This is a genomic window from Streptomyces sp. NPDC047043, from assembly GCF_040644055.1.
In the GTDB taxonomy this organism is placed as follows: Bacteria; Actinomycetota; Actinomycetes; order Streptomycetales; family Streptomycetaceae; genus Streptomyces.
The window spans coordinates 148,585-165,854 of the sequence record NZ_JBEYVO010000025.1 but is presented as its reverse complement, the minus strand read 5'-3'; the positions used below and the strand labels follow the sequence as shown (position 1 = coordinate 165,854).

Below are 17,270 nucleotides of genomic sequence, written 5' to 3'. Positions count from 1 at the left end.
GAGGCTACGAGACCGCTTTCTCCGTCTCTCCTGCCGCCGACCCCGCGTACATTTTCGCGATCACGGCCTCGATGTCCGGCTCCCGCACCGACAGATCCACCAGCGGATACTCCGCCGCGATCCGCGCCACCAGCGCCGCCGCCGACTCGGCCGCCGGGAACGCCAGCCACTGCCGCGGCCCCTCCACCTTCACCACCCGCGCGGGCGCCGCGTCGATCGGCGCCGTCTCCCGCTCCAGGTCCACCACCAGGGTCCGTTCGCTCTCCCCCACCTCGTGCAGCCCGGCGAGCGGACCGTCGTACATGAGCCGCCCGTGGTCGATGACCATCACCCGCGAGCACAACTGCTCGATGTCCTGCAGGTCATGGGTGGTCAGCAGGACCGTGGTCCCCCGCTCGACGTTCAACTCCCGCAGAAACCCGCGCACCTTGGCCTTCGAGATCACGTCCAGCCCGATCGTCGGCTCGTCCAGGTACAGCACCTCGGGGTCGTGCAGCAGCGCCGCCGCGATGTCGCCGCGCATCCGCTGCCCGAGCGACAGCTGCCGTACCGGGACCTCCAACAGCTCGCCCAGTTCGAGGAGTTCGACACAGCGGTCGAGGTTCTCGCGGTAACGGGCGTCCGGGATCCGGTACATGCGGTGCATCAGCTTGTACGAGTCGATCAGCGGCAGGTCCCACCACAGCGTCGTACGCTGCCCGAACACCACCCCGATGCGATGCGCGAGCCGCATGCGCTCGCGGGACGGGTCGATGCCCGCGACCCGCAGCCGGCCGCCGCTCGGCGTCAGGATCCCCGTCAGCATCTTGATGGTCGTCGACTTGCCGGCGCCGTTCGGCCCGATGTACCCGACCATCTCGCCGCGCGGCACGGTGAAGGAGATCCCGTCGACGGCCCGCACCTCCCGCCGCTCACGCTTGAGGAAGCCGGCCTTCCGACGCACGTCGAAGACCTTCTCGACACGGTCGAGTTCGATGAAGTGACTGTCCACTGCCCGCTAACTCCCTGTACTCCGATACGACCTGAGCCCGGCCCGCCACGCCAGCCCGGACAGCGCACAGCACGCCGCCGCCACCAACGGCGTCGCGAACGCCGTCCACTGCGGCAGCCCCAGCGGATACGGCAGCCCCAACACGTATGTCGCCGGCACCCAGTTGACGAAGGCCAGCGGCAGCACGAAGGTCACCCCGCGCACCAGCTCCGTCGCGAACACCGTCGGCGGGTACTGCAGCAGCGTCGTGCCGCCGTACGTGAACGCGTTCTGCACCTCGGAGGCGTCCTGCGCCGCGAACTGGAAGGCCGCGCCCGCGATGAACACCGCGCAGAAGATCGCGCAGCCGCTCACCAGCATCACCGGCATCAGCAGCACCTTCAGCGGCGTCCAGTCGATGTCGAGGTGCAGCACCGCGTAGGTGAGCACCAGCACGCCCTGCGTGGTCCGCCCGAGCCGCCGCAGCGCGAACTGGTCGGCCGCCATCTGCGCGAGCACCGGCGCCGGGCGCACCAGCAGCGTGTCCAGCGTGCCGTCGCGCACCCGCCGGCCCAGCCGCTCCATCGAGCCGATCACCATGTCGGCGAGCCCGAAGGTGGTACTGGAGACGCCGTAGAGGAAGGCGACCTGCTGCAGCGACCAGCCGCCGAGCGCGTGGACGCGGGAGAACATCAGCAGGATCGCGACGAAGTCCAGCGCGGTCGCGGCGAAGTTCGTGAAGGTCATCAGCGCGAAGGAGGCGCGGTAGGCCATCGTGGAGCGGATCCACATCCCGGCGATCATGAAGTACGCCCGCACCCCGTCCCGGACCTTCGAGACCCGGACCGCCTGCACCGTCTCAGCCACCCTGCACCACCACCCGCCGCGTCGCCGCCGCCTGCACCAGCCGCCCGGCCGCCAGCAGCACCACCGCCCACATGCCCTGGAAGGCGTATGTGGGCAGCGGATCGGCCTGCCCGAGGAACACGTCCGCCGGCGCCTGCAGCAGCGACGACCACGGCAGGGCCCGTACGACCTCGCCGAGCGTGCCCGGGAAGACGTTCAGCGGCAGCACCATCCCCGAGCAGAACCAGCCCGTCAGCCAGGCGATCTGGATCATGCCGCTGCCGTCCATCAGCCAGAACGCGGTCAGCGCGACCAGATAGCGCATCCCGAAGCTGACGAGCATCGCCAGCAGCACGGAGACCAGGAACGCCAGCCAGGTCGTCACGTCGTCGGGCAGCGCCATGTCGAAGAGCAGCGCGCCGAGCACGAAGGGCGGCACCCCGCGCCCCAGCAGCTCGAAGGCGGAGCGCCCCAAGTCCGTGGCCAGCCACCACAGTTGCAGGTCCGCCGGCCGGTACAGGTCGACCGCGACATCGCCCGTCCGGATGCGCTCCATCAGCTCGGTCTCGACGCCCCCGCCGCCGTTGGCGAGCGTCTTGAACAGGGACTGTCCGATCCACACATAGGTGATCGCCTGGGGGAGGTCGTAACCACCCAGGTGCGGTCGCTCGTTCCACAGGGCGGTGTAGGTGTAGACAAGGATCAACCCGAAGGCCGTATTGGTGAACACCCCCGCCACCGTGGCCGCCCGATACGTCGCGTATCGTCTGAAACCGCCCGCCGCGACGGCGACGTACAACCGTCCCGCGCCCACACCACAGCCCTCCTCGGCCCGCCGACACCGAAGCGCAGGAGCCTACTGCCCAGGCAGTGACGCACGCCACGCAATTTCGGGCCCGGCGCGTGCCGTGATCCGGGAACGGAACGCTTGGTGCGAGAGTCTTCAAGAGGGGCACAGAAGGCGTACGAGGGCGTACGGGAACGTACGACGCGAAACCAGGAGTCCGTGCACGAGATGAGCGACGAGCCGCAGCCGCAACAGGCGGCCCAGGGCTGGGCACCGAGAGAGCCGCAGGCGGCCGAGGTCCCCGGTGGCCCGACGGCTTCCGGGGGCAAGAAGCCGGGGCGGCCCAGGCGCACGGGCTGGCGTCGGCTGATCCCGACCTGGCGCATGGTGCTCGGCACCTTCGTGATCGGCATACTCCTGCTGATCGGCCTGTTCTTCCTCGGCTACTCCATGGTCAAGATCCCGCCGGCCAACGCCCTCGCCACCAAGCAGTCGAACGTCTACCTGTACGCCGACGGCTCCCAACTCGCCCGCGACGGCGAGGTCAACCGGGAGAACGTCTCGCTAGCCCAGGTCTCCAAGGACGCCCAGCACGCCGTACTGGCCGCCGAGGACCGCGACTTCTACACCGAGTCCGCGATCGACCCCAAGGCGATGGTCCGCGCCGCCTGGAACACCGCGACCGGCAAGGGCACCCAGTCCGGCTCGACGATCACCCAGCAGTACGTGAAGAACTACTACCTGGCCCAGGAGCAGACCGTCACCCGCAAGGTGAAGGAGTTCTTCATCTCGATCAAGCTGGACCGCACGGAGTCCAAGGACCAGATCCTCGAGGGCTACCTCAACACCAGCTACTTCGGCCGCAACGCCTACGGCATCCAGGCCGCCGCCCAGGCCTACTACGGCCAGGACGCCACCGACCTCGACCCGGCCCACGCCGCCTACCTGGCCGCACTGGTCAACGCCCCCAGCGAGTACGACGTCATCGCGCACCCCGAGAACAAGGCGGCGGCCGTGGCGCGTTGGAACTACGTCCTGGACGGCATGGTCAAGAAGGGCTGGCTGACCGAGTCCAAGCGGGCCGGCCTGAAGTTCCCGATGCCGAAGGAACAGACCGTCTCCACCGGCATGTCCGGACAGCGCGGCTACATCGTCCAGGCCATCAAGGACTACCTCACCAAGAACAAGATCGTCACTTCCGACGAGCTGGAGGCCGGCGGCTACCGCATCACCACCACCCTGCAGAAGAGCAAGCAGGACGCCTTCGTGAAGGCGGTCAACGACCAGGTGATGGCCAAGCTCGACAAGAAGAACAACAAGGTCGACAACTACGTCCGCGCGGGGGGCGCCTCCGTCGACCCCAAGACCGGCAAGGTCGTCGCCATGTACGGCGGCATCGACTACGTCAAGCAGTACACGAACGGCGCGACCCGCGGCGACTTCCAGGTCGGCTCCATCTTCAAGCCCATCGTGTTCGCCTCGGCCGTCCAGAACCACTCCGAGACGCAGGACGGCCAGACCATCACGCCCAACACCTACTACGACGGCACCAACAAGCGCCCCGTACAGGGCTGGAGCGGCGGCAGCTACGCACCGGAGAACGAGGACGAGGCGTCGTACGGCAACATCACCGTGCGCACCGCCACCGACAAGTCCGTCAACTCGGTGTACGCGCAGATGGCCGTGGACGTCGGCCCGGAGAAGGTGAAGCAGACGGCGATCTCCCTCGGCGTCCCGTCCGACACCCCCGACCTGACCGGCACCCCCTCCATCGCGCTCGGCGTGAACACCGCCAGCGTCCTCGACATGGCGGAGGCCTACGCGACGCTCGCCAACCACGGCAAGCACGGCGCATACTCGATGATCGATTCGATCACCAAGGACGGCAAGGACGTCGTCGAGCTGCCCAAGGACACCGGCACACAGGCCGTCAGCCGCGAGGCCGCCGACACCACGACCTCGATCCTGCAGAGCGTCGTCGAGAACGGCACGGCGACCGCCGCCCAGGCAGCCGACCGCCCCGCCGCCGGCAAGACCGGTACGGCCGAGGAGGACACCGCCGCCTGGTTCGCGGGCTACACCCCCGACCTCGCCACCGTCGTCTCCGTGATGGGCCAGGACCCGGTGACCGCCGCGCACAAGTCGCTGTACGGCGCGATGGGCCTGCAGCGCGTCAACGGCGGCGGCCCGCCCGCCGAGATCTGGGCGCAGTACACCAAGGCCGCCCTGAAGGGGAAGCCGGCCACGGACTTCGACCTCGAACTCCAGCCGGGCGCCGAGCAGACCCAGCAGCCCCCCGTCCCGCCCACCACCGAGCAGCCGGGCACCGGCGGCCAGGACAACGGCGGCGCCACGACCACGGGCGGCCAGGAGGACCAGGGCCAGACCCAGGGCCAGGACAACGGCGGCGCGACCGACGGTGGAACCACCACGAACGGCGGCACGACCACGACCGGCGGCACCACGGGCGACACGACGACGGGCGGCACGACCAGCAACGGCGGGACGACCTCCACAGGCGGCACGACCGGCGACACGACATCCGGCGGCACCACAGGCGGTACGGACACCGGGGGCACGACCGGCGGCACGACAGGCACCGACACCGGAGGAGTGTCCGCGGGCACAGGAGGCCCGCAAACCTAGTGACCGGAGGTCGCCTTCAGCCCCACCACGGCGACCAGCAGCAGACACACGAAGAAGATCCGCGCGGCGGTGACCGGCTCCCCCAGCACCACCATGCCGAGCACCGCCGCACCGGCGGCCCCGATCCCGACCCACACGCCGTAGGCCGTACCGATGGGAAGGGACTTGGCGGCATACGACAGCAGCAGCATGCTGGCGACGATGCCCGCACCGGTGAGCACACTCGGGACGAGGCGGGTGAACCCCTCCGTGTACTTCATGCCGATCGACCAGCCGACCTCGAGCAGACCGGCGACGAGCAGCAGAACCCAGGCCATGACGGCACCTCCGGAAACAGGCGTTACAGGGGTGCGTCGTCTTTTCTGGTCCTGCTCTCCCGGTACGGCGCGTCTCGTCGGGCCCCTTCAAAGCTAGCAAAGGCACGGCAAAAGGGGCTGGTGACAAGGGTCACCAGCCCCATGGAGCTGCTCGAACCGTCGAATTACAGGTAGAGGCCCGTCGTGTCCTCGGACCCCTCGAAACGGTCGGCGGCCACGGCGTGCAGATCGCGCTCACGCATGAGCACGTACGCCACGCCCCGCACCTCGACCTCGGCACGGTCCTCCGGGTCGAACAGGACGCGGTCGCCGGGCTCCACCGTCCGCACGTTCTGCCCGACGGCGACGACCTCGGCCCAGGCCAGCCGTCGCCCGACCGCCGCGGTGGCGGGAATCAGGATCCCCCCGCCCGACCGACGCTCACCCTCACCGGTCTCCTGCCGCACGAGGACTCGGTCGTGCAGCATCCGGATGGGCAGCTTGTCGTGCTGGGTGCTGTTTCTGTTGGCGCTCACGACCTGAACCTACAGCTCTCGCTCAGCCTTTGCGCCGCCGGGTGCCGAGGGCGAGCAGCCCCACGACCCCGACGAACACTAGGGCGACGGGCACGACCCGCTCCAGCCGGGGCGCGCCCTCCTCGTCGACGAACTGGGCCTTCACATCGGTCACGACCTTGTTGACACCGACGTAGGCCCGCCCCAACGTGTGATCGATATTGGACACAACCCTGGCCTTGGCGTCCCCGACGATCGTCTTCGGGTGCACCCGCACCCCGATCTCGTCGAGCGTCTCGGCCAGCATTTCACGGCGGCGCCTGATGTCCGCCTCGATCTGCGCCGGGGTTCTGGTGTCCGACGTGTCCGCCACGGTAGGGCCTCCGAAGTCAGCCGATGCCTGTCACTGCTGGTTGCTGCTTGCTGCTGCTTGTTCCGGACAGTCTGTCAGCTCCGCCCGTCCCTGCACCGTCAGGACCCCCGGTTACGCTGGCCCAATGAGCGAGCGACTCCAGCCCGGGGACGTGGCCCCCGACTTCACCCTCCCCGACGCCGACGGCAACGACGTGTCCCTGTCCGCCCACAAGGGCCGCAAGGTCATCGTCTACTTCTACCCCGCGGCCCTGACGCCCGGCTGCACCAAGCAGGCCTGCGACTTCACGGACAACCTGGAGCTGCTGACCGGCGCCGGCTACGACGTCATCGGCATCTCCCCGGACGCCCCCGAGAAGCTGGCGAAGTTCCGCGACAAGGAATCCCTGAAGATCACCCTCGCCGGCGACCCCGAGAAGTCGGTCATCGAGGCGTACGGCGCCTACGGCGAGAAGAAGAACTACGGCAAGACGTACATGGGCGTCATCCGCTCCACGGTGATCGTGGACGAGCAGGGCAAGGTCGAACGGGCCCTGTACAACGTCCGCGCGACGGGGCACGTGGCCAAGATCATCAAGGACCTGGGCATCTGAGGATCACCGGAGGCTGCCCGGCCAGTAGCATGGCCTGGCAGTGTCAGGCGGCCGTGGTGGAATTGGCAGTCACGCTGGGTTTAGGTCCCAGTGGGGTAACTCCCGTGAGGGTTCGAGTCCCTCCGGCCGCACCAGCGCTCAGCCCAACAGCTCCCGCACCACCGGCACCAACGCCCGGAACGCCTTCCCCCGGTGGCTGATCGCGTTCTTCTCCTCGGGGCTGAGTTCCGCGCAGGTCCGTGAGTCCCCCTCCGGCTGCAGGATCGGGTCGTAGCCGAAGCCGTTCGTGCCCACCGGAGCGTGCCGCAGCACGCCCCGCAGCTGCCCCTCGACCACGCGTTCCCGGCCGTCCGGCAGTGCCAGTGCCGCCGCGCAGGCGAAGTGCGCACCCCGGTGGTCATCCGCGATGTCCGACAGCTGCGCCAGCAGCAGCTCCAGGTTGGCCCTGTCGTCGCCGTGCTTGCCGGCCCAGCGGGCGGAGAAGATGCCCGGCGCGCCGTTCAGGACGTCGACGCACAGGCCCGAGTCGTCGGCGACGGCGGGCAGGCCGGTCGCCCGGGCGAGGGCGTGGGCCTTGAGGAGTGCGTTCTCGGCGAAGGTCACGCCGGTTTCCTTGACGTCGGGGATCTCCGGGTAGGCGTCCGCGCCGACGAGGTCGTGCGGGAGACCTGCGTCGGCGAGGATCGACCTCAGTTCGGTGATCTTTCCGGCGTTGCGGGTGGCGAGGATCAAGCGGGTCATGGGCCAACAGTATTCCGGGCCCGTCCCCCACCGGGTTACGAGGTGCAGACCTTCGTCAGTTCGCCCGCCGCGTCCGTCACCGGGCTGACGTCCGGGGTGTCGTCGCCGTTCTTGATGGACGTACGGACGTTGTCCACGGCCTTGTTGAGGTCGTCGACCGCCTTGTTGACGTCGGCGTTGTCGGTCTTGTCGCCGATCTTGTCGAGGTTCTTGTCGATGGAGGCAAGCGACTCGTCGAGCTGGGTCGGGTCGTTCGACGCGTTCTCCACGGCCTGCTGGAGATCTGTGACGCTGTCGGCGATGGTGTCGGCGGTCTGGACGCAGTCCAGGGCCTTGTCGACGGCGTCGCAGCCGGTGGTCAGTCCGGCCGTCAGCCCGACTGCCGCCACTGCGGTGAGAGCTATGGCGATACGGCGACTACGACTGCGGCGGCCTCGGCTCACGGCCATGACTGTGGTTCCTCCCATGTCCAGGCCCCGTGCCGAGGCCCCCCGTAACTGGTCGGGCGCACGGTGTTGTGCCGTGCGCCCGCACTCATAGTGACGCCCGGGCGGGTACCGGAGGTTGCCCCGGCGGCCGCCCTTTCTTGGTGCGCCCTTTACTTTTCGAGGACCGTATCAAGTGCCTTGCGCTGAAGGACAGCGAGTTCTTCACAGCCGGAAACCGCCAGGTCCAGCAGGGAGTTGAGCTCCTCGCGGGCGAAGGGCTCGGCCTCGGCGGTGCCCTGGACCTCGACGAAGCGGCCGTCGCCGGTGCAGACGACGTTCATGTCGGTGTCGGCCTTCACGTCCTCCTCGTAGCAGAGGTCGAGAAGGGGGACACCGCCGACGATGCCGACCGAGACCGCCGAGACGGTGCCCGTGAGCGGCTGGCGGCCGGCCTTGATCAGCTTCTTGCCCTGGGCCCAGGCGACGGCGTCGGCGAGTGCCACGTACGCGCCGGTGATGGCCGCGGTACGCGTGCCGCCGTCGGCCTGGAGGACGTCGCAGTCGAGGACGATGGTGTTCTCGCCGAGCGCCTTGTAGTCGATGACCGCGCGCAGGGAGCGGCCGATGAGGCGGCTGATCTCGTGGGTGCGGCCGCCGATCTTGCCGCGGACGGACTCGCGGTCGCCGCGGGTGTTGGTGGCGCGGGGCAGCATGGAGTACTCGGCGGTGACCCAGCCCTCGCCGCTGCCCTTGCGCCAGCGGGGGACGCCCTCGGTGACGGAGGCCGTGCAGAAGACCCTGGTGTCACCGAAGGAGATGAGGACGGAGCCCTCTGCGTGCTTGCTCCACCCGCGTTCGATGGTGATCGGGCGGAGCTGGTCGGGGGTGCGGCCGTCGATTCGAGACATGCCGCCGAGCCTATCGGCACCAGCGGAAAGGGCCCCTCCCGCGGTGGGAAGGACCCTCCAGTGAGCGAGCGCGGTGGCTCACATCATGTCTTCGATCTCCGCGGCGATGGGGTCGGCGTCGGTGCCGATGACGACCTGGATCGCGGTGCCCATCTTGACGACGCCGTGGGCGCCGGCGGCCTTCAGGGCGGCTTCATCGACGAGGCTCGCGTCGGCGACCTCGGTCCGCAGGCGGGTGATACAGCCCTCGACCTCTTCGATGTTGTCGATGCCGCCGAGCCCGGCAACGATCTTCTCAGCCTTGGTGGCCATTGCATTCTCCTCACGCACGGTTGGCTCAATTTCCCGAGCGATTGCGTCGTGCGTACCGAAGGATGACGTCACAGCAGCCATATCGCCCGTAACTGGTCTACACCACCTGACAGGCGGTCGCCAACCCATGAGCACCGAGACCGAGATCTCCCCCGCGCGGCGCCGTTGGAACAGCCTGTTCCAGAGTCTGCAGAAGATGGGTCGCAGCCTCCAACTCCCCATCGCGGTACTGCCGGCTGCGGGCATCCTCAACCGTCTCGGCCAGCCCGACGTGTTCGGGGACGACGGCCTTGGGTGGACGGACGTCTCGAAGGTGATGGCCGGCGCGGGCGGCGCCCTCCTCGACGGCTCTCTCGGCCTCCCCCTCCTCTTCTGCATCGGCGTCGCGATCGGCATGGCGAAGAAGTCGGACGGCTCGACGGCGCTGGCGGCGGTCGCGGGTTTCCTCGTCTACTACAACGTGCTGCGCCAGTTCCCGAAGGACTGCCCGGGCGGGTCGAAGGCGGTGTCCGGGGTCGGCTGCCAGGTGTCCGACGGCACGGTGACCGTGTTCGAGTACCAGAATCCCGGCGTCTTCGGCGGCATCGTCATGGGCCTGCTCGCCGCGTTCTTCTGGGCGCGCTACCACCGTACGAAGCTGGTGGACTGGCTCGGCTTCTTCAACGGGCGGCGGCTGGTGCCGATCATCATGGCGTTCGTTGCGATCGCGTTCGCCGTGCTGTGCCTGTGGATCTGGCCGCCGATCGGTGATGCGCTGGAGAACTTCAGCGACTGGCTGAGCGATCTGGGCTCGTGGGGCGCGGGGGTCTTCGGTGTCGCGAACCGGGCGCTGCTCGTGGTCGGGCTGCACCAGTTCCTGAACGTGCCCATCTGGTTCCAGTTCGGCAGCTACACCAAGCCGGACGGCACGGTGGTGCACGGTGACATCAACATGTTCCTGGCGGGCGATCCGAACGCGGGCCAGTTCACCTCGGGGTTCTTCCCGATCATGATGTTCGCGCTGCCGGCCGCGGCGCTCGCGATCACGCACTGCGCCAGGCCCGACCGCAGGAAGGAGATCGGCGGCCTGATGCTCTCGGTCGCCCTGACGTCGTTCGTCACGGGCATCACCGAGCCGATCGAGTACTCGTTCCTCTTCGTCGCTCCGCTGCTGTACGCGGTCCACGCGCTGCTGACGGGTGTGTCGATGGCGGTGACCTGGGGGCTCGGGGTGCACGACGGCTTCAGCTTCTCGGCCGGTCTGATCGACTACATCATCAACTGGAACCTCGCGACCAAGCCGTGGGCGATGATCCCGATCGGCTTGTGCTTCGCCGCCGTTTACTACGCGATCTTCCGTTTCGCGATCACGAGGTTCGACCTGAAGACCCCGGGCAGGGAGCCCGAGGAGGAGCGGGAAGACGTCACGAAGGCCTAGCTCCGGCGCCAACGCAGCGTAGTCCCACGTTCACGGGAATCGTGGGTTCCTTATGTCACCTTCATCGTGCTACAACAGGTCTACACCACTGAGTGGTGTAGACCACCACCCGATGGAGGAAGTCTATGAGCACCGCCACCGCGCCCACGGCGGCCCCCACGAAGAAGTGGGGATCAGGCCTGTTCCAGGGCCTGCAGAAGGTTGGCCGCAGCCTGCAGCTCCCGATCGCCGTGCTTCCGGCGGCCGGCATCCTGCTGCGTTTCGGCCAGCAGGACATCCACGACAAGCTGCACCTGCCCGACAAGGTCACGGCCGTGTTCGCCACGGCGGGCGGTGCCATCTTCGACAACCTGCCGCTGCTGTTCTGTATCGGTGTCGCGATCGGCTTCGCGAAGAAGTCCGACGGCTCCACCGCCCTCGCCGCGCTCGTCGGCTTCCTGGTCTACAGCAATGTCCTCAAGGCGTTCCCGGTCACCGAGGCGAAGATCCAGAAGGGCGCGGACATAGCCGCGACCTACAACAACCCCGGTGTGCTCGGCGGCATCATCATGGGTCTGCTGTCGGCGGTGCTCTGGCAGCGCTTCCATCGGACCAAGCTGGTGGACTGGCTCGGCTTCTTCAACGGCCGCCGTCTGGTGCCGATCATCATGGCCTTCGTCGGCACGCTCGTGGGTGTCTTCTTCGGCCTGGTCTGGAAGCCGATCGGTGAGGGCATCTCGAACTTCGGCGAGTGGATCACCGGTCTCGGGGCCTTCGGCGCCGCTCTGTTCGGTCTGATCAACCGCGCGCTGATCCCGGTCGGCATGCACCAGTTCGTCAACTCCGTGGCCTGGTTCCAGATCGGCGACTTCAAGAACGCGGCCGGTGACGTCGTCCACGGTGACCTCACCCGCTTCTTCGCCGGTGACCCGACCGCCGGACAGTTCATGTCGGGCTTCTTCCCCATCATGATGTTCGGCCTCCCGGCCGCCGCGATCGCGATCGCCCACTCCGCCCGCCCCGAGCGCCGCAAGGCCGTGCTGGGCATGATGATCTCGCTCGCGCTGACCTCGTTCGTGACCGGTGTGACCGAGCCGATCGAGTTCTCGTTCATGTTCATCGCCCCGGTGCTGTACGCGATCCACGCGGTGCTCACCGCCCTGTCCATGGCGATCACCTGGGCGCTCGGTGTGCACGCGGGCTTCACCTTCTCGGCGGGCGCGATCGACTACGGCCTGAACTGGAACCTCGCCACCAAGCCCTGGCTGATCATCCCCATCGGCCTGGCCTTCGGCGCGATCTACTACTTCGTCTTCCGCTTCGCCATAGCCAAGTGGAACCTCCCCACCCCGGGCCGCGAGCCCGAGGAGGAGGTGGAGGACCTCACCAAGGCGTGAGTGCGACGCCGTACACGAAGGCCCCCGGAGCCAACCGGCTCCGGGGGCCTTCGTGTACGTACCGGCTAGATCTCGTACGACACCCTCGGCGCCGCCAGCTCCACCGGGCCGTCGAACACCGCTCGGGCGTCGGCCAGGTTGACCTGCGGGTCGGTCCACGGCGGGATGTGGGTGAGGACCAGGCGGCGGGCGCCCGCCCTGGCCGCGGCCTGGCCCGCCTCGCGGCCGTTGAGGTGCAGGTCGGGGATGTTCTCCTTGCCGTGCGTGAACGCGGCCTCGCACAGGAACAGGTCGGTGTCCTGGGCGAGTTCGTCCAGCGAGGTGCTCACGCCCGTGTCACCGGAGTACGTCAGGGACTTCCCGCCGTGCTCGACTCGGATGCCGTACGCCTCCACCGGATGGGCCACGCGCTCCGTGTGCACCGTGAACGGGCCGATCTCGAACGTGGACGGCTTGACCGTGTGGAAGTCGAAGACCTCGCTCATGGAGGAGGCGGTGGGAGTGTCCGCGTAGGCGGTGGTCAGCCGCTGTTCCGTGCCCTCGGGTCCGTAGACGGGGATCGGGTCGCAGCGGCCGCCGTCGTGGCGGTAGTAGCGCGCGACGAAGTACGCGCACATGTCGATGCAGTGGTCGGCGTGCAGATGGCTGAGGAAGATCGCGTCGAGGTCGTAGAGACCGCAGTGGCGCTGCAGCTCGCCAAGGGCGCCGTTGCCCATGTCGAGGAGCAGCCGGAAGCCGTCGGCCTCTACGAGGTAGCTCGAGCAGGCCGATTCCGCGGACGGGAACGACCCCGAGCAACCGACGACGGTGAGCTTCATGAAGCAGAAACCTCCGCTGGCGGAAAACATTTCTGGAAGGGAGACGGGGGTCGTGCGGTTCGTCGAGCGTAAGGCGCAAAACCCCCCGTCGCTCCTCCACCAGGGGCTGTTGTGGGCGAACTCACCTGTGGTGTCACGCGTTCGGCTGGAAGCGGGGCGCGTGTGGCGCGAGGGGGAGCACGGGTTCGGAGAAAGGCGCGCGGCGCCGATCGTGCGCCGGTAACTTCATCGTATGGACACATCCTGGTGGCTGGCGCTCGCGGCGGTGGTACTGCTCGCGCTGGTCGCCACGCTCGTCGACGGCTGGGGACGGGGACGACGACCCGAGGGGCGCCGGACGCGTCCGCCGGGGCGGCCGGGTGCAAGAAGCGGCGGCGGGCGGCCCAAACCGGCGGAGATCTGGTGGGCGAACGTGCCGTTCGAGGACGGGCCGGGCACCAAGGACCGGCCCTGTCTTGTGCTCGTGGTGCACGGCGAGCGGGCGACCGTCGCCAAGATCACCAGCAAGTACCACGACGAGCGGACCGGGGTGATCCCGCTGCCGCCGGGTGCCGTCGGCGACGCTCAGGGGCGCGCGAGCTTCCTGGAGACGGACGAGCTGCGCGAGGTGCCGGTGTGGGAGTTCCGGCGGCGGGTGGGGGTGGTGGACCCGATCCTGTGGGACCAGGTCCGTCACCTGGCTACGTGAAGCCTTCGGACAGGGCTTACGCCCAGAGCTGGCCGTGCAGCGTCTCGATCGCTTCCTCCGTCGTGGCCGCCGTGTAGACGCCCGTCGAGAGGTATTTCCAGCCGCCGTCGGCCACGACGAACACGATGTCCGCGCTCTCGCCCGCCTTGACGGCCTTGTTGCCCACGCCGATCGCCGCGTGCAGGGCGGCCCCGGTCGAGACGCCCGCGAAGATGCCCTCCTGCTGGAGGAGTTCGCGGGTGCGGGTCACGGCGTCCGCCGAGCCGACCGAGAAACGGGTGGTGAGGACGGAGGCGTCGTACAGCTCCGGTACGAAGCCCTCGTCGAGGTTGCGCAGGCCGTAGACCAGGTCGTCGTAGCGCGGCTCGGCGGCGACGATCCTGACGTCCGGCTTGTTCTCGCGCAGGAAGCGTCCGACGCCCATGAGGGTGCCGGTGGTGCCGAGGCCCGCCACGAAGTGGGTGACGGACGGGAGGTCGGCGAGGATCTCCGGGCCGGTCGTGGCGTAGTGCGCGCCCGCGTTGTCCGGGTTGCCGTACTGGTAGAGCATCACCCAGTCGGGATGCTCGGCGGAGAGCTCCTTGGCGACCCGTACGGCGGTGTTGGAGCCGCCCGCGGCCGGGGACGAGATGATCTCGGCACCCCACATGCCGAGCAGGTCCCGGCGCTCCTGCGAGGTGTTCTCGGGCATCACGCACACCATGCGGTAGCCCTTGAGCTTCGCGGCCATGGCCAGCGAGATGCCGGTGTTGCCGGAGGTCGGCTCCAGGATCGTGCAGCCCGGGGTGAGGCGGCCGTCCTTCTCCGCCTGCTCGATCATGTGCAGCGCCGGGCGGTCCTTGACCGAGCCGGTGGGGTTGCGGTCCTCCAGCTTGGCCCAGATCCGGACGTCCTCGGACGGCGACAACCGCGGCAGGCGCACCAACGGGGTGTTGCCCACCGCGGCCAGCGGGGAGTCGTAACGCATCCGGGATCAGGCCATACCGCCGGCCACGGCCGGCAGGATCGTGACGTTGTCGCCGTCGGCGAGCTTGGTGTTGATGCCCTCCAGGAAGCGGACGTCCTCGTCGTTCAGGTAGACGTTGACGAAGCGGCGCAGCTCGCCGCCGTCCACGATGCGGGCCTGGATGCCCGCATGCCGGGTCTCGAGGTCGGCGAAGAGCTCGGCGAGGGTGTCCCCGTTGCCCTCCACCGCCTTCTGGCCGCCGGTGTAAGTGCGGAGGATGGTGGGGATGCGGACCTCGATGGCCATGTCTGCGGGCTCCTGTCGGATGGTGTCGGGTCTGTGGGCGCGCGGCAGCGCAAAGAGCGGGTGATGCTTGGGGCGCCGCGGCTCACGGCCGTACGGCGGCAGGGCAGCGTCAACAGATGGCGCTGTTCAGCCTGCACAGGTCGACGTGCAGCCGCGCCACGAGCATGATGCCCGGCGTCTTGTCGCTCACGTCGTTCAGAACCATGGGCTCATCGTATCGATTCCCGGCCGGTCGCCCGGAGTGGCATATCGCATGCTGGACGGATTCTGACCGGATTGCGAGATCAGTAGGCCTCTACGACCTTGACCTCTTCCTCCGTGACCTCGCCCTCCACGATGCGGAACGAGCGGAACTGGAAATCGCCGAGGACGTCGGTGTCCGCGGTGGAGACCAGGACGTAGTGCGCGCCCGGCTCGTTGGCGTACGAGATGTCGGTGCGGGACGGGTAGCCCTCCGTCGCCGTGTGGGAGTGGTAGATGACCACCGGCTCCTCGTCGCGGTCGTCCATCTCGCGGTAGAGCTTGAGCAGATCGCCGGAGTCGAACTCGTAGAACGTCGGCGACATGGCCGCGTTCAGCATCGGGACGAAGCGCTCGGGCCGGTCCGAGCCCGCCGGGCCCGCGACGACGCCGCACGCCTCGTCGGGGTGGTCCTTGCGCGCGTGCGCGACGATCTGGTCGTACAGGGCCTGGGTGATGGTGAGCGACATGCCGCAAGGATACGAAAGGCCCGCCCCGGCAGTTGCGGAGCGGGCCCTTCACGTACGACGCCTCGGACGCGAGGCCTAGCGGCGCTGGAGCGCCAGGTCGGAGTCCGCCGCGGCCGTGCGCTTGGCGATCTGGAAGCCGACGACGAGCACGGCGAACCAGACGGCGAACACGTACAGGCCGAGCCGGGTGTCGCCGTCGGAGGCCATCAGGCCGACCACGGAGACGAGCGCGGCGATGGCGATCCAGTTGGTGACCGGGGCGCCGGGCATCCGGAAGTCGGCGGCCGGCAGCAGTCCGGCGCGGACCTTGGAGCGGTAGCGCAGGTGTGCGGCGAGGATCATGATCCAGGTCCACAGACCGGCACAGGTGGCGACCGAGGTGATGTACACGAACGCCTTGTCCGGCGAGACGATGTTGACGATCACGCCGATGCCCATGAACAGCGCGGACGCGATGAGCGCGGGCAGCGGGAGCTGACGGCCGCTGAGCTTGGCGGCCGCCTTGGGGGCCTCGCCGTTGACGGCCAGGCCGCGCATCATCCGGCCGGTGGAGTAGATGCCCGAGTTGCAGGAGGACAGCGCGGCGGTGAGCACCACGAAGTTCATGATCCCGGCGGCACCGGGGATGCCGACGGCCGCGAAGACCTGCACGAAGGGGCTGACGCCCGGGGTGTACTTCGTCCAGCTGTACACGGAAAGGATCACGATCAGCGAACCGACGTAGAAGATGCCGATGCGGACCGGGAGGGTGTTGATCGCCTTGCGCAGCGTCTGCTTGGGGTTCTCGGCCTCGCCCGCGGTGATGCCGACCAGCTCGACACCGAGATAGGCGAAGATGACGCCCTGCATCGCCAGCATGGCCTGCCAGGCTCCGCTGGGCGCGAAGCCGCCGTCGGCCCACAGGTGGGTGACGGAGGCGGTGTCGCCGACGGAGGAGAAGCCGAAGGTGAGGATGCCGACTCCGATGACGATCATCGCGATGATCGCGGTGACCTTGATCGTGGAGAACCAGAACTCCAGCTCACCGAAGATCTTGACCGAGACGAGGTTCGCGGCGAAGAGGACGATCAGGGCGACCGCGGCGGTCGTCCAGACCGGCACGGAGGGCCACCAGTAGTTGATGTAGTGGCCGGCCGCGGTCACCTCGGACATGCAGGCGGTGACCCACAGGGCCCAGTAGGACCAGCCGGTGACGAAGCCCGCGAAGGGGCCGAAGAACTCCCGGGCGTAGTCGGCGAAGCTGCCCGAGGTCGGGCGGTAGGTGAGCAGTTCACCCAGGGCCCGCATGATGAAGAAGATCACGACGCCCGCGATCGCGTAGCAGGCGATCAGGCTGGGACCGATGTTCGCGATGCCGGTGCTTGATCCGTAGAACAGGCCGGTACCGATGGCGCCGCCGATGGCGATCATCTGCACCTGACGGCCGTTGAGCCCGCGCTGGTACCCCTCTGCTGGGGCCTCGCCATCCAGCGCCGCACTGCTGTCGTGCTGCTGGTCGACCTGCGACGAGGTCATGTTGGTGCGCCTTTCTCCATGCCGACCCGGGCCGTTGTCGGCCTCGGATCGGGTCTCGATCCCCCCGGATTGATGGAGCT

At 68.4% G+C, this 17,270-nt stretch carries 21 protein-coding genes, 1 tRNA gene and 1 riboswitch; of the genes, 6 read left to right on the top strand and 16 right to left on the bottom strand.

Features of this window, described 5'->3' with window-relative positions:
* Nucleotides 1-4: 4 nt before the first annotated feature.
* From ABZ880_RS34810 to ABZ880_RS34800, 3 genes are read right to left on the bottom strand one after another with little or no spacing between them, the layout of a single operon-like run.
* Nucleotides 5-991: an ATP-binding cassette domain-containing protein gene (locus tag ABZ880_RS34810; RefSeq protein WP_361271271.1), complete on the bottom strand. Its 987-nt coding sequence runs from the start codon at nt 989-991 to the stop codon at nt 5-7.
* Nucleotides 992-997: 6 nt separating this feature from the next.
* A complete protein-coding gene (locus ABZ880_RS34805; protein ID WP_361271268.1) occupies nt 998-1,837 on the bottom strand; it encodes an ABC transporter permease in 840 nt (279 codons plus the stop codon).
* Nucleotides 1,830-2,630 (bottom strand): ABC-2 family transporter protein, encoded by an 801-nt coding sequence (locus ABZ880_RS34800; protein ID WP_361271266.1) that lies wholly within the window; start codon nt 2,628-2,630, stop codon nt 1,830-1,832. Before ABZ880_RS34800 ends, ABZ880_RS34805 begins: the two co-directional genes overlap by 8 nt.
* A 201-nt stretch (nt 2,631-2,831) precedes the next feature.
* On the opposite strand from ABZ880_RS34800, the gene ABZ880_RS34795 reads away from it, so the two are divergent.
* Nucleotides 2,832-5,249, top strand: coding sequence for a transglycosylase domain-containing protein (locus ABZ880_RS34795; protein ID WP_361271263.1), 2,418 nt, complete (start codon nt 2,832-2,834; stop codon nt 5,247-5,249).
* On the opposite strand, the gene ABZ880_RS34790 is transcribed toward ABZ880_RS34795, so the two are convergent.
* From ABZ880_RS34790 to ABZ880_RS34780, 3 genes are all read right to left on the bottom strand, one after another.
* Nucleotides 5,246-5,566, bottom strand: coding sequence for an SMR family transporter (locus tag ABZ880_RS34790; RefSeq protein WP_361271260.1), 321 nt, complete (start codon nt 5,564-5,566; stop codon nt 5,246-5,248). The two genes, ABZ880_RS34795 and ABZ880_RS34790, sit on opposite strands and share 4 nt — an antisense overlap.
* Before the next feature lie 30 nt (nt 5,567-5,596).
* Nucleotides 5,597-5,674, bottom strand: a riboswitch (guanidine-III (ykkC-III) riboswitch).
* Between the two features lie 56 nt (nt 5,675-5,730).
* The gene (locus ABZ880_RS34785; RefSeq protein WP_361271258.1) at nt 5,731-6,081 is read right to left on the bottom strand and encodes a co-chaperone GroES; all 351 of its coding nucleotides are present in this window, start codon (nt 6,079-6,081) and stop codon (nt 5,731-5,733) included.
* A gap of 22 nt (nt 6,082-6,103) precedes the next feature.
* Nucleotides 6,104-6,433, bottom strand: coding sequence for a DUF3618 domain-containing protein (locus tag ABZ880_RS34780; RefSeq protein WP_361271256.1), 330 nt, complete (start codon nt 6,431-6,433; stop codon nt 6,104-6,106).
* Between the two features lie 124 nt (nt 6,434-6,557).
* Here ABZ880_RS34780 and bcp point away from each other — a divergent pair, with 124 nt between their 5' ends.
* The gene (gene bcp, locus ABZ880_RS34775) at nt 6,558-7,025 is read left to right on the top strand and encodes a thioredoxin-dependent thiol peroxidase (protein WP_361271253.1); all 468 of its coding nucleotides are present in this window, start codon (nt 6,558-6,560) and stop codon (nt 7,023-7,025) included.
* 47 nt (nt 7,026-7,072) lie between these two features.
* Nucleotides 7,073-7,159: transfer RNA gene (locus ABZ880_RS34770), tRNA-Leu, on the top strand.
* Nucleotides 7,160-7,163: 4 nt separating this feature from the next.
* On the opposite strand, the gene rdgB is transcribed toward ABZ880_RS34770, so the two are convergent.
* From rdgB to ABZ880_RS34750, 4 genes are all read right to left on the bottom strand, one after another.
* On the bottom strand, nt 7,164-7,766 hold the full coding sequence (gene rdgB / locus ABZ880_RS34765; RefSeq protein WP_361271251.1) for an RdgB/HAM1 family non-canonical purine NTP pyrophosphatase: 603 nt from the start codon (nt 7,764-7,766) through the stop codon (nt 7,164-7,166).
* A gap of 35 nt (nt 7,767-7,801) precedes the next feature.
* A complete protein-coding gene (locus ABZ880_RS34760) occupies nt 7,802-8,215 on the bottom strand; it encodes a hypothetical protein (RefSeq protein WP_361271249.1) in 414 nt (137 codons plus the stop codon).
* A 149-nt stretch (nt 8,216-8,364) separates the two neighbouring features.
* Nucleotides 8,365-9,102 (bottom strand): ribonuclease PH, encoded by a 738-nt coding sequence (gene rph / locus ABZ880_RS34755; protein WP_361271247.1) that lies wholly within the window; start codon nt 9,100-9,102, stop codon nt 8,365-8,367.
* 78 nt (nt 9,103-9,180) lie between these two features.
* Complete coding sequence (locus ABZ880_RS34750; RefSeq protein ID WP_361271244.1) at nt 9,181-9,414, bottom strand: PTS glucose/sucrose transporter subunit IIB; 234 nt, start codon at nt 9,412-9,414, stop codon at nt 9,181-9,183.
* Nucleotides 9,415-9,541: 127 nt separating this feature from the next.
* Here ABZ880_RS34750 and ABZ880_RS34745 point away from each other — a divergent pair, with 127 nt between their 5' ends.
* Both ABZ880_RS34745 and ABZ880_RS34740 read left to right on the top strand, forming a co-directional pair.
* Nucleotides 9,542-10,831: a PTS transporter subunit EIIC gene (locus tag ABZ880_RS34745; protein ID WP_361271242.1), complete on the top strand. Its 1,290-nt coding sequence runs from the start codon at nt 9,542-9,544 to the stop codon at nt 10,829-10,831.
* 125 nt (nt 10,832-10,956) lie between these two features.
* Nucleotides 10,957-12,207, top strand: a complete 1,251-nt coding sequence (locus ABZ880_RS34740; protein ID WP_361271239.1) for a PTS transporter subunit EIIC — start codon at nt 10,957-10,959, stop codon at nt 12,205-12,207.
* Between the two features lie 65 nt (nt 12,208-12,272).
* On the opposite strand, the gene ABZ880_RS34735 is transcribed toward ABZ880_RS34740, so the two are convergent.
* A complete protein-coding gene (locus ABZ880_RS34735; protein WP_361271236.1) occupies nt 12,273-13,025 on the bottom strand; it encodes an MBL fold metallo-hydrolase in 753 nt (250 codons plus the stop codon).
* Between the two features lie 232 nt (nt 13,026-13,257).
* Between ABZ880_RS34735 and ABZ880_RS34730 the strand changes: the two genes are divergently transcribed.
* A complete protein-coding gene (locus ABZ880_RS34730; protein ID WP_361271233.1) occupies nt 13,258-13,713 on the top strand; it encodes a type II toxin-antitoxin system PemK/MazF family toxin in 456 nt (151 codons plus the stop codon).
* Between the two features lie 16 nt (nt 13,714-13,729).
* On the opposite strand, the gene ABZ880_RS34725 is transcribed toward ABZ880_RS34730, so the two are convergent.
* The 5 genes from ABZ880_RS34725 to ABZ880_RS34705 all read right to left on the bottom strand — a co-directional run bounded on the left by ABZ880_RS34725 (nt 13,730) and on the right by ABZ880_RS34705 (nt 17,190).
* Nucleotides 13,730-14,680, bottom strand: coding sequence for a cysteine synthase (locus tag ABZ880_RS34725; RefSeq protein WP_361271230.1), 951 nt, complete (start codon nt 14,678-14,680; stop codon nt 13,730-13,732).
* A 6-nt stretch (nt 14,681-14,686) separates the two neighbouring features.
* On the bottom strand, nt 14,687-14,965 hold the full coding sequence (locus tag ABZ880_RS34720; RefSeq protein WP_361271227.1) for a MoaD/ThiS family protein: 279 nt from the start codon (nt 14,963-14,965) through the stop codon (nt 14,687-14,689).
* Nucleotides 14,966-15,074: 109 nt separating this feature from the next.
* Nucleotides 15,075-15,170: a putative leader peptide gene (locus ABZ880_RS34715; RefSeq protein WP_361271224.1), complete on the bottom strand. Its 96-nt coding sequence runs from the start codon at nt 15,168-15,170 to the stop codon at nt 15,075-15,077.
* A 79-nt stretch (nt 15,171-15,249) separates the two neighbouring features.
* Nucleotides 15,250-15,675, bottom strand: a complete 426-nt coding sequence (locus ABZ880_RS34710; RefSeq protein WP_361271221.1) for a M67 family metallopeptidase — start codon at nt 15,673-15,675, stop codon at nt 15,250-15,252.
* A gap of 75 nt (nt 15,676-15,750) precedes the next feature.
* Nucleotides 15,751-17,190, bottom strand: coding sequence for an amino acid permease (locus ABZ880_RS34705; RefSeq protein WP_361271219.1), 1,440 nt, complete (start codon nt 17,188-17,190; stop codon nt 15,751-15,753).
* Between the last annotated feature and the right edge of the window lie 80 nt (nt 17,191-17,270).

Coding starts and splice junctions, on each gene's coding strand:
- bcp (WP_361271253.1), top strand. CDS start 6,558: ATGAGCGAGCGACTCCAGCCCGGGGACGTGGCCCCCGACTTCACCCTC.
- ABZ880_RS34790 (WP_361271260.1), bottom strand. CDS start 5,566: ATGGCCTGGGTTCTGCTGCTCGTCGCCGGTCTGCTCGAGGTCGGCTGG.
- ABZ880_RS34750 (WP_361271244.1), bottom strand. CDS start 9,414: ATGGCCACCAAGGCTGAGAAGATCGTTGCCGGGCTCGGCGGCATCGAC.
- rph (WP_361271247.1), bottom strand. CDS start 9,102: ATGTCTCGAATCGACGGCCGCACCCCCGACCAGCTCCGCCCGATCACC.
- ABZ880_RS34705 (WP_361271219.1), bottom strand. CDS start 17,190: ATGACCTCGTCGCAGGTCGACCAGCAGCACGACAGCAGTGCGGCGCTG.
- ABZ880_RS34730 (WP_361271233.1), top strand. CDS start 13,258: ATGGACACATCCTGGTGGCTGGCGCTCGCGGCGGTGGTACTGCTCGCG.
- ABZ880_RS34725 (WP_361271230.1), bottom strand. CDS start 14,680: ATGCGTTACGACTCCCCGCTGGCCGCGGTGGGCAACACCCCGTTGGTG.
- ABZ880_RS34735 (WP_361271236.1), bottom strand. CDS start 13,025: ATGAAGCTCACCGTCGTCGGTTGCTCGGGGTCGTTCCCGTCCGCGGAA.
- ABZ880_RS34795 (WP_361271263.1), top strand. CDS start 2,832: ATGAGCGACGAGCCGCAGCCGCAACAGGCGGCCCAGGGCTGGGCACCG.
- rdgB (WP_361271251.1), bottom strand. CDS start 7,766: ATGACCCGCTTGATCCTCGCCACCCGCAACGCCGGAAAGATCACCGAA.
- ABZ880_RS34715 (WP_361271224.1), bottom strand. CDS start 15,170: ATGGTTCTGAACGACGTGAGCGACAAGACGCCGGGCATCATGCTCGTG.
- ABZ880_RS34760 (WP_361271249.1), bottom strand. CDS start 8,215: ATGGCCGTGAGCCGAGGCCGCCGCAGTCGTAGTCGCCGTATCGCCATA.
- ABZ880_RS34720 (WP_361271227.1), bottom strand. CDS start 14,965: ATGGCCATCGAGGTCCGCATCCCCACCATCCTCCGCACTTACACCGGC.
- ABZ880_RS34745 (WP_361271242.1), top strand. CDS start 9,542: ATGAGCACCGAGACCGAGATCTCCCCCGCGCGGCGCCGTTGGAACAGC.
- ABZ880_RS34710 (WP_361271221.1), bottom strand. CDS start 15,675: ATGTCGCTCACCATCACCCAGGCCCTGTACGACCAGATCGTCGCGCAC.
- ABZ880_RS34740 (WP_361271239.1), top strand. CDS start 10,957: ATGAGCACCGCCACCGCGCCCACGGCGGCCCCCACGAAGAAGTGGGGA.